The sequence below is a fragment of the Devosia sp. Z11_6 genome (assembly GCF_058133665.1).
Genome location: NZ_JBYUNQ010000004.1, coordinates 222,861 through 235,460, shown reverse-complemented (window position 1 = coordinate 235,460; position 12,600 = coordinate 222,861). Strand labels below are relative to the sequence as shown.

Below are 12,600 nucleotides of genomic sequence, written 5' to 3'. Positions count from 1 at the left end.
GTCACGCTCCCGCCAAAGGTTCGGTGCCCATGGCGTCGCTGGCTTCGATGCGCGCGATTTCTTCGGGCGGCAGACGCAGGATGGATTGCAGCACATGCCGGTTGTGCCCGCCAAAGGTGGGGGCGGAGCGGATCTGCGCGCCTGGGGTGGCGCTGAGGTGAATGGGCAGGCTCGGATGCGGGTGCCGGCCGGCATCGGGATGCTCGAGTTCGGTGAAAAAGCCGCGATATCCGAGATAGGGATCCTCGGCCAAATCCTTGGGGTTCTGCACCGGCGCGGCGGCAATGCCGGCTGCCTGCAACTGCTGGGCCAGGGCATGCTTGTCCTTGTCGGCCGTCCAGCTCCCGATGATGGCACGTAACGCCTCATCATTGTCGCGCCGACGATCGAGGCTCGAGAAGCGCGGATCGTTCGCTAGCTCCGGCGTGCCCATTGCGGCGCACAGGCGCTGCCATTGCGCTTCGTCCATGGCGGCAATGGCGATCCATTGATCATCGCCCCGCGCGGGGAAGGCATCATGCGGGGCCGCGTAGGGCACGCGGTTGCCGTTGAGCGGCGGGTCATCCCCCGTTTCGGCGGCCTTGAGGATTTCCGCGCCGATCAGGTGCATGGCCGCTTCCACCTGCGGAATCTCCACATATTGCCCCTCCCCCGTGCGCTGGCGATGCACCAGGGCCGTGAGAATCGCAGCCGCCGAATTGAAGCCTCCGATCGGGTCGAGATAGGAGGGGCCGGTGACTTCGGGCTGCCCGCCGGGATAGCCGATCATCGCCGACATGCCGGCCGCCATTTCCATGGTGGGCCCGAGGGCCGCATGGTTGGACATGGGCCCGCTCACGCCAAAGGCGGGCAGCTCGGCGACGATGATGTCGGGCTTGATGGCGGTGAGGCTTTGGTAGTCCAGCCCCAGCTTTTTGAGCGTATTGGGCCGGAAATTGCAGATCAGCACATCGGCCACCTCAACGAGGCGCCGCAGGGTCTCCCTGCCCTCCTCGGTCTTGAGGTTGAGGATGCAACTGAGCTTGTTGACGTTCTGGGAGTTGAACAGGAATGAGCGGTCATACCAGCGGGCCCCGGGTTCACGGTCGGGGAAATTGACCGGGTTAGGCCTGTCCTTGTTGAGCCGCCAGGAATTGACGCGGTTGGGTGCTTCCACATGGATGGATTCAGCGCCGAAATAGGCCAGCACCCGGCCAGCCATCGGTCCAGCCCAGGCGGTCGTCAGCTCGATCACGCGGATATCTTGCAGGGGCTTGTCGTGGCGAGGCGGCGCGCTGGGCGCGGGCCGCGCCGATGGGAGGTTTTCGGTCGGGCCCGCACCCAGTGCCGGTGCCAGCGAGCGCAATTGGCGTGGCGTCGCTGACAAGCGGAAAGGCGCACCAAGAACGGTCCGGCCGTCCAGGGTCTGCCAATAATTGCGCTCGCGCAGATGGCGGCTGTTGATCAATTCGGATGGGCGATAAGCCTTGGCCGCAATCACCTGCGCCTGCTGCAGCCGCTCCACCAGCGCCTCAGCCTCCTGATCGGCGACCTTGGCCTGGAAGATGGCAAACAGGGTATCCCAATTGGCGCGCCGGTCAGCGGGATCGGCAAAGCGCGGATCATGCTCGAGTTCCGGCAGTTCCAGCGCGCCAAGCAAGGCATGCCAGCGGAAATTATAGATCCAGATGCACACCCAACCATCGCGGCACAGCACCTGGCCCGCCTGCACGGCCTGTTCGGTGCGCTGGCGCACGGAGCCGTTATAGATATGCTGCATCACATAGGGGAAGCACATGGCAGCAGCCGTTTCGGCGGCATCGATCCGCACCACCTGGCCCGGCCCCGCTTCGCCGCGCGCATAAACCGCCGCGAGCGCGCCGATAAATGCGCCGATGCCGCTGGCCATGGCGGCGCGGTTACCTGTGCCGAACAGCGGCTCGCGACCCGCCGCACCATTATTGTGCATCATGCCCGACAGGGCCTGCAGCACGATCTCGGGACCCTGCCACTGCGCTCGCGGGCCGTCCAGTCCAAAGCCGCTGGGCTGCACGACAATGCAGGAGGGATTGTCGCGGCTGATCCGTTGCGCATCGGCGCCGGGCGGCAGCACGGCAATGTCGGCGCCGGCCAGCAGCATGGCGAGCCTCTCATCGGCATCGGGTGCATCGGGATCGAGCACCAGTGAGCTTTTGCCCGAATTGAGATGGAAGAACTGCAGGGAATCGCCGTGGCGCGAAAACGGGGCCATGCGGCGGACGGGCGAGCCGTCCGGTCCTTCCACAAGAATAACGGAAGCGCCGTAATCGGCCAGCAGGCGGGCGCAATATTGCCCGGCCAGAGTATCTGAATAATCGACCACGCGCAGGTGGTCCAAGGCGCCCGTCATGGCCCCTCCCAATGACAAGTCAAGCAAACAGGATTGCAGCGCACTCACCTCCCTGCCGCACCAATGGCGCGGACGGATCGGCGTTGGCCGGACTTTTCTACGAAGTCTTTGGCCTGCCACAGCTCGACGATAACACGCTTGCATACGGATGCAACCGCTTGTTTGCATCCGTATGCAAAGATATGTCCTAAGCTGGAGCGATGCGCTATGCTGCCCAGACAATCGAGACGCTAGATGACCAAGACCGACCCCGAGGCACTGCAACTGCGCCATAAGCCCCGTACGGCGCGTGAACTGGCGCGCCTGATGGGTGTCAGCCAGTCAGCCGTGTCGCGCGCCTTCACGCCGGGCAGTTCGATCTCACCGGAATTGCGGCAGCGCATCCTGCGGGCGGCCGAAGAGCTCGACTACCAGCCCAATGCCATCGCCTCCATGCTCTCCACCAGACGCAGCAATATTGCGGGCATTGTCGTGTCGGAGATGCAGAACCCGTTTTATCCCAGCCTGATCGAAAAGCTCTCGCGCGGCTTGCAGCGGGTGGGTCTGCAGAGCCTCATGTTCAACATCACCCGCGGGTCCAATATCGAAGAGCAGCTGCTGGCCCTGCGGAAATACAATGTCGATGCGGTGGTGATCATTTCGGCCACCGTGCTGTCCGGCGCTTCCCTGCGCTGGGCCACCGAAGGACGGGCAGCGGTGCTGGTCAACCGCACCATTCCCGATCTCAGCCTAACTTCCGTCAGCTGCAACAACATCGAGGGGGGCCGCGCTATTGCCGACCACTTCTATGCCATCGGCCGGCAGCGCGTCGCCTATGTGGCCGGCCTGCCCCATACCTCGACCAATCTCGAGCGCCAGAATGCCTTTGTCACCCGGGTGGCGGAACTCGGCATGCGCCTCAGCCACTGCATTGCGGGCGGTGAATACAGCTATGAGGCTGGATATCGCTCGGCTCTCGAGATCGCGCGCGGCGAAGCCACCGACGCGGTGTTTTTCGCCAATGACATCCTTGCTGCGGGCGGCATGGATGCGCTGACTGAGGCGGCCGGCCTGCGCGTGCCCGAGGACATCGCCGTAGCGGGGTTCGACGATGTCGAGCTCACGCGCTGGCCCCATTATTCGCTCACAACTTTCAGCCAGCCAGTGGATGCCATGGTCGACAAGGCCGTCGAGCTGATCCTGGGCCAGCTCGCCAATCCCGAGCTTGCGCCTTCCCACAACCCGCTCAGTGGCGAACTCATCGTGCGGCGCTCCACCATGGGCGGCAACACCGAAGCCTTGCCGCTCAAGGCGCCCTCCGCTTAAGGGTGCCGCTTTCTCTTGTTGCGCTCCCGACACAAGCGGCTCCGCGACGGGCACAATTGCCAATTCGGCCTTGGTTTTGACCGAACCATCTGAGATGCTGGGTGAGCCAGGCTTGCAGTAAGGAGTTTTCGTTTGGGACGCGTGATCAGCTTTGCGGTTTGCAGCTTGCTTGTGGGGGCTTTGGCGATGCCGGCTCTTGCCCAGGAAGTGGAGGTTCCCGCTCTCGACAAGAACGGCAATGTGTTCCTGTTCGGTGGCGTTTATTCCAGCGAATCGGTCGGCGAAACCTTCAACTTCATCGCCACCGATTATCAGGACGCCTATATGCTGGGCGCCGGCTATCAGCACTTCTTCCTTGGGCAGGAAAACGGCTTCCGCCTCGGGCTCGAGGGCGGCGCGGCCGTGCGCAAGGGCCCCGATTTTGCCGGCGAAGTGTGGGCAGGCGTCGTGGCGCGCTCGGACGGGTTCATCAACACCGACAAGATCAAGATCTCGGCCAGCATCACCGGCGGGCTGTCCCTGATCACCAATCCGCTCGATGTCGAAGTGGTGCGCGAGCTAAAGCGCGATGGCGACAGCACGTTCCTGTTCTACATGGCCCCGGAGCTCAGCATCTCCACCCACGACAATCCGGATATGGAATTTTTCTGGCGCCTGCAGCACCGCTCGGGCGGCTGGAATACGCTTGGGCATATGGGCGAAGGCGCCAATGCCAATACCTTAGGCGTGCGCTGGTCCTTCTAGGCGCGCCGCCAGTGCCGACCAAATGGGGAGAGCGCCCGGCGCCCTCCCCATTTCTTTGCCCCTTCGCTCAGGCGCCGCCGGCAATCGCCGTGCGCGGCAGATCCGACAAGATCTCCGCCACGCCATTGCGGATGATGACGATCTCTTCGAGCCGCAGGCCGAACCGGCCCTGCAGGTAAATCCCCGGCTCGATCGAAAACACCATGCCCTCTTCCAGCACCGTGTCGGAGGTTGCGGTGATATAGGGGGTTTCGTGGATGTCGATCCCCAGCCCATGCCCGGTGCGGTGCAGGAAATTGGGGCCGTAGCCAGCCGCGGTGATCACATCGCGGGCCGCCTTGTCGACCTCCCGCGCCAGGACGCCCGGCTTGGCCGCCGCGATCGCCGCCTCCACCGCCCGGTCGAGCACGGCATGGATCTCGTCGAACCCTTCCGGCGCCGTGCCGAGATAGCCCACCCGCGTCATGTCGGAGGGATAGCCGCCGATGCGCGCGCCGGTATCGATCAGCACCGCATCGCCCGCCTTGAGCTGGGTGTCGCCGGTGTGGTGATGGGGAAAGGCGCCATTGGGGCCAAAGCAGATGCTGGTGAATTCGCGCGCCGCGCCATGATCCTTGTAGAACTGCCCGATCACATCGGCCACTTCGCGCTCGGTGATCCCCGGCCGCAGCGCGGCAAAGCCCGCGAGCATGGCGGCGTCGTTGAGCACGGCACTGGCTTTGAGCGCGGCATATTCGGCCTCGTCCTTGCGCGAACGCAGATAGCTCACCGTATCGCCGGTGAAGCGGCGCTGGGCGCCCGGCAGCGCATCGAGCACCAGCAGGGCGAAATCGGCGCGCATGGTTTCATCGAGCACGACCGAAGCGCCGCTGCGCGGCACGCCCGTCGCCTGTAGCAGCTGCTCGAGTGCGGCATCGGGCCCTTCGGCATCGGCCCAGGGAAAGAACGGCAGATCGGTGTGCTGGCGGGCGCTGTCGACATTGAGCGCCGGCATCAGGAAACCCGCAAAGCTCTGGCTGACCATCAGCAGCACCGGGCGTTCGTCGCCATGGGGCGACAGATCGGCCAGATAGAGCATGTGGCTGGACGGGCCGATCACCACAAGGTCGGTGGAAGTGGCAGCCATCCGCTCGCGCAGCCTGGCCATACGGGTGGAAAGAACGGGATTCATCGAGGGCGATACTCGTTTGCGGGAGAAACCTGGCTCAAAAAGGAGCTCGATGGGAATGGCTACTACACCCCTGCACGCGTGGCCACCACCCGTCACGTCCTGGCTAGCGGCCGCGCTGGTCACCTCATCGCCACGCAATGTTGTGATTTTCCAATGGCATAGAAAACACGAGGCGGGGCGGCGGTTCCCGGGTTGTCAACACTCTCGCCCGGCAAACTTTCTCGATTTCCCAAGAAACCGGCCGAAACCACCAGCCACCCTCTGCGTTGTCGGGCGCAATGTTCAAGGGTCGGGTTCTTGCTGGTTTACTACAAAAGGCACGTCATCGTGGTTCTGGCAGACAAGATCCTGACAGCAGAAGTGACCGAACAGGCCACCCGCGCCTTGCTGCCCACCAAGGTTTCCGCTTCCTATGAAGAAGGGCTCGACCTCGTGGTCGAGCGTGCCAAGGCGCTGGTTGATCTTTACACCTCGCCGGCGCCGCGCTGAGGTGCTCCAGGTAAAGCGGCGCGACCTTTGCGGCGCGGGGGCGTTATCCAACCTCCCCACTCCGGAGGTCCGCATGACGAGCGTTGCTTATCTACCCATCAACGAGCCCAAGCCCGTCGCCCCAGATCTCTGGATCGTCGATAGTGGCCCCATGCATCTGGCCGGCATGCCCATTCCCCTGCGCATGACGGTGATCCGGCTTGGCAATGGGGAGCTGGTGCTCCATTCACCCACTCAGTTCAGCTTCGAGCTGCGCGCGCGGCTGGAGACGATCGGCCGCATCGGGCATCTGGTGGCACCAAACACCGTGCACTGGTCATTCATGAAGGAATGGCAGGAGCATTATCCCGGCGTCGTTTCGTGGGGTGCCCCGACGCTCAAGGAGCGGCCGGCGGTGCAAAAGGCCGATCTAAAGCTCGATCGGGTGCTGGAAGACGGGGCGCCTGGCGAATGGAATGGTGAGGTCGAAGTGGTGGTGGTGCGCGGCGGCGCCATTGCAGAAGCCGCCCTGTTCCACCGCCCCTCGCACAGCCTGGTGCTCACCGATCTGGTGGTCAATGTGGAGCCCGAAAAGCTGCCCCCGTTGATGAAGATCGGCGCCAAGCTGGTGGGTTCGGCCGCGCCCGACGGCAAAGCGCCGGTTTATGCCCGTGCCGCCTTCAAGGCCGGTGGTGCGGCGGCATCGGCGGCCGCGGCGCGGCTCGTCGCGCTGGATCCGGAACGGGTGATCTTTGCCCATGGCCGCTGGTTCGAGCAGAACGGCAGGCAGCAATTGCAGCAATCGCTACGCTGGCTGCTGCCCGCCTGACGCCTTAGCGCATCGGACCGATCAAGCGGCGATGTTCGGCTTCGGGCTTGCCATAGGCGTCTTGGGCAAACCGCTCCATCGCCTCGCGATTGCGCATGGTGATATAGCCGCGCTCGGCCGCGATAAAGCCATTGCCTTCAAGCACATGCAGCGCCGTCGTTACCGTGGGGCGCCGTACTGCCAGCATAGCTGAAAGGAATTCGTGGGTGACCGCCATTTCGTCGCCGTCATAGCGGTCGTGGCACATCAGCAGCCAGCGCGCCAGCCGCTCATCCAACTGGATGCACGGCATTGGAGAGCGCGGTAAAGCCGGACTGGTATTGCAGGGTCTGGATGTAAAGCGCGAGCATGGTCCCAAGCGCCGCGCTTTGCGCCATGGCCTCGGCGAGGTCGGCGCGCGTGATGCGAAAGCCCTCGCCTTCCGCCTGGATGACCACCGAATTGATGGTCCGGTCGGCCCCGAAAGCGAGCGCGGTCGGGGCAAAGCCGTCGCGCCCGAAAATGCCCGCTTCCGCCTGCTGTCCTTCTGCTGAAATCGCCAGGATCGAGCCAAGTCCCCGCTCCATGAAATAGACATGCTCCACCGGCTGGTCGGGCTCGGCCAGCACCGTGCGCAGCGGCAGCTGCACCGGCTCCAGCCGGGGTGCCAGAAGATCAAAATCGGCCGGGGGCAACAGGGCGAGCAAACGATTGAGGACGGCGGATTGCTGTAGTGTCATAAGCTCTTATCCTGGGGGCAAGAGCAAAAGGCATCTCCCAACCGCTCACGCCCATGCGCCGACGAACGGCTATCCCCTCTAGCGCATCGGGCGCTGGTTTCCCGTTGGGTACGCCAGCGGACACAAAGCCTAAGAGGAGGTGTTGACAGCCCCCGTCGCGACGGGGGAACTGACACGGTCGAAAAACAAGCCGGAGGAGCAAGGCATGAACCAGATCGATTTGCGCGAACGCGTGGCTGTGGTGACGGGCGGGGCGCAAGGGTTGGGCTTTGCCATTGCCCAGCGGCTAGTGGCCTCGGGCGCCCGCGTGTGCCTGTGGGACATGAACAGCGAATTGCTGGACGCGGCGCGCACCGCCCTTGGCGGCGCTACCTCGACCATCACCCTCAACATCACCGATTACGATGCCGTCGCCGCAGCCGTCGCCCAGGTTGAGCAGGAAGCCGGCAGCCTTGATATCGTCGTGCATTCCGCCGGCATTGCCGGCAAGAACGCCCCGCTCGATGAATACGAACTCGATGAATGGCGCCGGGTGATCGATATCGATCTCAACGGCGCCTTTCACGTCAATCGCGCGGTGCTGCCGGGCATGAAGGCGCGCAATTACGGGCGCATCGTCAACATCGCCTCCATCGCCGGCAAGGAAGGCAATCCCAATGCCGCCGCCTATGCCGCTGCCAAGGCTGGTGTCATCGGCATGACCAAGGCCGTGGGCAAGGAAGTGGCCAAATACAATATCGCAGTTAATGCCATCACCCCCGCAACGGCCAAAACCCGCATCCTCGATGAACTCAAGCCCGAGTTCATCGATTACATGCTCAGCCGCATTCCGCGCGGCCGGTTCCTCGAGGTCGAGGAGGCCGCCAATATGGTGGCCTGGCTGGTGTCGGCGGAAAACAGTTTCACCACGGCGGCGGTGTTTGATCTGTCGGGTGGCCGCGCAACTTACTGAGCCACTCTCAAATCCGGAGGCAAGGAATGGCACAGGCGATGGCGGCAACCGAAGGCAAGAACCTGGGGGGGCGCCTCGGCTGGGCCGGTTTTGCCATCGGTTTCGGGCTCGGCGGGTTTTTCGACGGCATCCTGCTGCATCAGGTGCTGCAATGGCATCATCTGCTGAGCGGGCTCGAACAGGCCCGCCAGGACCTGCGCGTGTTGGTGATGAGCGACGGGCTGTTCCACCTGCTCATGTATATCGTGACCGCCATTGGCCTATGGCTGCTGTGGCGCTCGCGGCAGGCCTTTGCCCAACAGGGCGCCGACCGGCTGCTGCTTGCCATGGCGCTCCTCGGCTTTGGCACCTGGCATATCATCGATGCCGTCCTCTCCCATTGGCTCTTGGGCATTCACCGCATCCGCATGGATGTGGACAATCCCCTGTTCTGGGACCTGCTCTGGCTCGCGCTCTTCGGCATCATTCCCTTTGTCGCCGGCCTGTTTCTGCGTCGCCGTCCCACCGGCGGGCGCCGGGTGATGAGCTCGCCCCTGGCCCTGGTTCTCGCCGTCGTCGTCGCCGCTCCCCTCGCCGCCCTTCCGGCGCCGGGTTTGGACAGCGTCATGGTAATGTTCCGCCCCGGCGTTACTCCCGGAGAGGCGCTCACCGCCATCCAGCAATCAGGCGCCCGGCTCCTTTGGAGCGATCCCAACAACCAGCTCTGGGCCGTCGACCTCTCCCAGGGCGGCAACACCACCGCCCTCTACCAAAACGGCGCCCTCCTCGTCAGCAACTCCATCCTGCCCCTGGGGTGCCTGGACTGGTTCCGGGTTTAGGCGGGCAATTGCACAGATAGAGGTGCTCATGCCGGGGGTGGGGGGCCCATCAGTGATCACCAGAAACACCCCCTCCCCAGCCCTCCCCTCAAGGGGGAGGGAGGCTAGACTGCCGACATTGAGACTGAAGAACAAAATAGTTCAGGGCTGCAAACACACACCGGCCCCTTCACAAACGCGAACCGTCCCCTCCCCCTTGAGGGGAGGGCTAGGGTGGGGGTGCAGGCGTCGGGGCGCGAGTGGAGTTTTGTGTGGAGCGCCCCCGATTTCGAGGGCTTAAGCAACCACCCACCTCGTGGACGGGCCTGAACCCCCACCCCATCCCTCCCCTCAAGGGGGAGGGTGTGCATCGGGGCACTCGGTCTGGGTACCACCCCCGCGCTTTAAGGCTGTTCCACAAGAACAATCCTCCTGGCTCATGCCTCCCCTCCCCCTTGAGGGGAGGGGCCGCGGGTGGGGGTCCATCAGTGACCCACCGCACCACCCCCTCCCCAGCCCTCCCCTCAAGGGGGAGGGAGGCCTGACTGCCTCAACGGAGCTGACAACAAGAGAGCTCAAGGCTGCAAACGCCAGCCCCGCCACAAACGCGAACCGTCCCTCCCCCTTGAGGGGAGGGCTAGGGTGGGGTCCATCAGCGACCCACCGCACCACCCCACCACGTCACTGAGACTACGGAACCGGGAACCGCCCCATCAGAACCCGCTATTGAACCCCCGCAGATCCTCATAAAGCCGCCGATACTGCCCCAGGCGCGCGGCATGGTAATCCGCCATCGCCGGATCGGGCTCGAACACCCGGTCGAACCGCACCAGCCGGCGCACCACTTCGGCGAGCGGCGTGCTCGCGTCCTGCGATTGCCCCGCGAGGATCGCCGCGCCCAGCGCTGCTGATTCCGGCGCCACGCAGCGGCGCAGGGGCCTGCCCAAAACATCAGCGCGGATCTGGCACCAGAGGTCCGATTGGGCACCGCCCCCGCCGATATTGATGACCTCGGGCTCGACAGCGCTCGATTGGCGCAGGGCATCAAAGGCCAGCCGCGCGGCATAGGCCACCCCTTCGAGCACGCCGCGCGCCATTTCGGGGGCGCCTGCGCTCGGATCGAGCCGGGCAAAGACGCCGCGCGTCTGCCCATCCCAAAGCGGCGCCCGCTCCCCCTGCAGATGCGGCAAGAACAGCGGCACCGTTCCCTTGGCACTGCCGGCCAGCGCCGCGGTGTCGGCCGGGCTGCGCCCCAGCACTCCGGCAAACCACCCCAGCGCCGCGCCGCCCATTTGCGTGGGCGCGGCATGCATGACGATCCCTTCATAGGGCGGAAACAGGATCACCCCCGGCGTCGGCACCACGGTTGCGGACACGATCCCGGCAATCTCGCTGGTGCCGCTTTGATACATCGCATCGCCGTTGCCCACGACCCCGACGCCGAACATGCCGCCCCAGGCATCCATGGCGCCCACGACCACCGGGGTGCCCGCACAGGGCAGCCCGGCTCGCACCCGTCCGGCTACGGTGGTAAAGCTCGCCAGCGGCGGCAGCTTGGCCGCGGCACCGGGCACGAGATCGAGCAGATCAGCGACATAGCCCTGCTCATTGACCAATCCCACGGCCGAAACGGGATCGCTCACCACGGCTCCAGTCAGCTGCAGCACGCAGAAATCCTTGGGCAGCAGCACATGCGCGGTGCGGGCATAAAGCGCGGGATCGAAGCGCCGGACATAGGCCATGCGTGACAGAGCATGGCTGGCGTCGATCGGCACCGGGCCGCCAAACCAGGCGAGCTTCTGCTCAGGCGTCACCTGCGCCTCGAGCGCGGCCGCATCGGGGGCCGTGCGCGTATCCTGCCAGGTGATCGCGGGCAGGAGCGGCTCTCCTGCGCCATCGACGAACACATGGGTGTTGACTTGGCTGCAGATGCCGATCGCCTGCAGCCCGCTCAAATCATGTTCGGCGGCAAAGCGCTCGAGCGCGGCCAACACGCCGGCCATCCAGTCGCGCGGGTCCTGCTCGGCATGGCCCGGCTGCGGGCGGTTGGTAGGGTGCGCATGCGAAAAGGCGGCCAGCCGCTCGCCCCCTTCCCCGATCAGCACGGCCTTGGTGGCGGTTGTCCCCACATCCACGCCGATAAGTGTGCTTTTCGCCACGCGCCGGTCCTCAAAACTCTAGCCGATCCCTGGGCTCTCCCATATGGTGCCGGCGAGAAAAAGGAAACACGCGCGGGCCCTTGCCGCCCGCCGCATGGGGGACACCAGCATATGACCATTACCCGGGCAACGACGCGGCGCCTGCTCGCCGGCACTGTCCTGCTTGCCGCCAGCCTTGGCGCGGGCGCTGCCCTCGCCCAATCCAAGATTGCGGTGATCACCCCCTATCTCGCCCAGCCCGGCACGCAGTTCTATGTGGAAGCCTTTGAGGCAGCCGCAGAAGGCAAGGATTGGGACGTCAATGTGATCGACACCGCCGGCGACGTCGCGGCCGTGATCAGCCGCATGGAAGACATGGTCAACCAGAACGTTGATGCCATCGTGCTCAATGTCGATCCAACCCAGGTGACCGCCGGTCTGCGCGCCGCCGAGGATGCCGGCATTCCGGTGATCGGCATGGATGCCGGCTCCGATCCGCTGCTCGTCACCAATGTTACGAGCAATGGCTATGCCATGGCTGCCGAAACCGCCGCCTATGTCGCTGACCGGATCGATGGCGAAGGCAGTATCGTGATGTTCGTCTTCGAGGCCTTCCCGCCCGTCCAGGTGCGCGGCGTCGTGGCCGATGCGGTGTTCGGCAACTTCCCCGATATCACCGTGCTCGATCGCGTCACCCCCGATGTGTCCGATGGCGGCATTGCCGATTCGCGCGCCAAGATGGAAGCCATCCTTGCCGCCAATCCCGAGCCGGGCAGCATCAAGGCGGTCTGGGCCGCCTGGGACCAGCCGGCGCTGGGCGCGCTGCAGGCCATCGAGGCGGCCGGCCGAGAAGGTGAGGGCATTGTCGTGACCGGGATCGATGCCAATCCCCAGGCGCGCGACGCCATCCGCGCCGGCGGCAATTTCGAAGCCACCGTCGCCCAGGATTTTGCCGGCATCGGCACCGCTGCCGTGGACGCCGTCGAACGTGTGCTGGCAGGCGAAGAGATTGTCCAGGGCGTCATCTATGTGCCCTCCAAGCTCATCACCTCGGCCAATGTGGGCGAGGAATAAACGCTGAGCCATCCCCTGCCCGGCGACCCCGCGCC

12 protein-coding genes are annotated in these 12,600 nt (G+C 64.8%); 7 read left to right on the top strand and 5 right to left on the bottom strand.

Going from position 1 to position 12,600, the window contains the following annotated elements; genetic code table 11:
* Position 1: 1 nt before the first annotated feature.
* Positions 2-2,368, bottom strand: a complete 2,367-nt coding sequence (locus AC3YMN_RS13350; RefSeq protein ID WP_489890375.1) for a CaiB/BaiF CoA transferase family protein — start codon at positions 2,366-2,368, stop codon at positions 2-4.
* 234 nt (positions 2,369-2,602) lie between these two features.
* On the opposite strand from AC3YMN_RS13350, the gene AC3YMN_RS13345 reads away from it, so the two are divergent.
* Positions 2,603-3,673: a LacI family DNA-binding transcriptional regulator gene (locus AC3YMN_RS13345; RefSeq protein WP_489890374.1), complete on the top strand. Its 1,071-nt coding sequence runs from the start codon at positions 2,603-2,605 to the stop codon at positions 3,671-3,673.
* A gap of 186 nt (positions 3,674-3,859) precedes the next feature.
* Positions 3,860-4,417: a hypothetical protein gene (locus AC3YMN_RS13340; RefSeq protein WP_489890373.1), complete on the top strand. Its 558-nt coding sequence runs from the start codon at positions 3,860-3,862 to the stop codon at positions 4,415-4,417.
* 67 nt (positions 4,418-4,484) lie between these two features.
* On the opposite strand, the gene AC3YMN_RS13335 is transcribed toward AC3YMN_RS13340, so the two are convergent.
* Positions 4,485-5,588, bottom strand: a complete 1,104-nt coding sequence (locus AC3YMN_RS13335) for a M24 family metallopeptidase (protein ID WP_127752453.1) — start codon at positions 5,586-5,588, stop codon at positions 4,485-4,487.
* A 297-nt stretch (positions 5,589-5,885) separates the two neighbouring features.
* Here AC3YMN_RS13335 and AC3YMN_RS13330 point away from each other — a divergent pair, with 297 nt between their 5' ends.
* Entirely contained in the window at positions 5,886-6,077 is a 192-nt protein-coding gene (locus tag AC3YMN_RS13330) for a hypothetical protein (RefSeq protein ID WP_127752452.1), read from the top strand.
* Between the two features lie 73 nt (positions 6,078-6,150).
* Positions 6,151-6,885 (top strand): DUF4336 domain-containing protein, encoded by a 735-nt coding sequence (locus AC3YMN_RS13325; RefSeq protein ID WP_127752451.1) that lies wholly within the window; start codon positions 6,151-6,153, stop codon positions 6,883-6,885.
* A 4-nt stretch (positions 6,886-6,889) separates the two neighbouring features.
* On the opposite strand, the gene AC3YMN_RS13320 is transcribed toward AC3YMN_RS13325, so the two are convergent.
* Together AC3YMN_RS13320 and AC3YMN_RS13315 are read right to left on the bottom strand one after the other, a co-directional pair.
* Positions 6,890-7,177, bottom strand: coding sequence for a Crp/Fnr family transcriptional regulator (locus AC3YMN_RS13320; RefSeq protein ID WP_489890372.1), 288 nt, complete (start codon positions 7,175-7,177; stop codon positions 6,890-6,892).
* Positions 7,155-7,604: a Crp/Fnr family transcriptional regulator gene (locus AC3YMN_RS13315; RefSeq protein ID WP_489890371.1), complete on the bottom strand. Its 450-nt coding sequence runs from the start codon at positions 7,602-7,604 to the stop codon at positions 7,155-7,157. Before AC3YMN_RS13315 ends, AC3YMN_RS13320 begins: the two co-directional genes overlap by 23 nt.
* Positions 7,605-7,809: 205 nt before the next feature.
* Here AC3YMN_RS13315 and AC3YMN_RS13310 point away from each other — a divergent pair, with 205 nt between their 5' ends.
* A complete protein-coding gene (locus tag AC3YMN_RS13310) occupies positions 7,810-8,556 on the top strand; it encodes an SDR family NAD(P)-dependent oxidoreductase (RefSeq protein WP_489890370.1) in 747 nt (248 codons plus the stop codon).
* Between the two features lie 26 nt (positions 8,557-8,582).
* Positions 8,583-9,374 (top strand): DUF2243 domain-containing protein, encoded by a 792-nt coding sequence (locus AC3YMN_RS13305; RefSeq protein WP_489890369.1) that lies wholly within the window; start codon positions 8,583-8,585, stop codon positions 9,372-9,374.
* 692 nt (positions 9,375-10,066) lie between these two features.
* On the opposite strand, the gene AC3YMN_RS13300 is transcribed toward AC3YMN_RS13305, so the two are convergent.
* Positions 10,067-11,512, bottom strand: coding sequence for a xylulokinase (locus tag AC3YMN_RS13300; RefSeq protein ID WP_489890368.1), 1,446 nt, complete (start codon positions 11,510-11,512; stop codon positions 10,067-10,069).
* A 111-nt stretch (positions 11,513-11,623) separates the two neighbouring features.
* On the opposite strand from AC3YMN_RS13300, the gene AC3YMN_RS13295 reads away from it, so the two are divergent.
* Positions 11,624-12,565 (top strand): substrate-binding domain-containing protein, encoded by a 942-nt coding sequence (locus tag AC3YMN_RS13295; RefSeq protein WP_489890367.1) that lies wholly within the window; start codon positions 11,624-11,626, stop codon positions 12,563-12,565.
* The last annotated feature ends 35 nt before the right edge of the window (positions 12,566-12,600 follow it).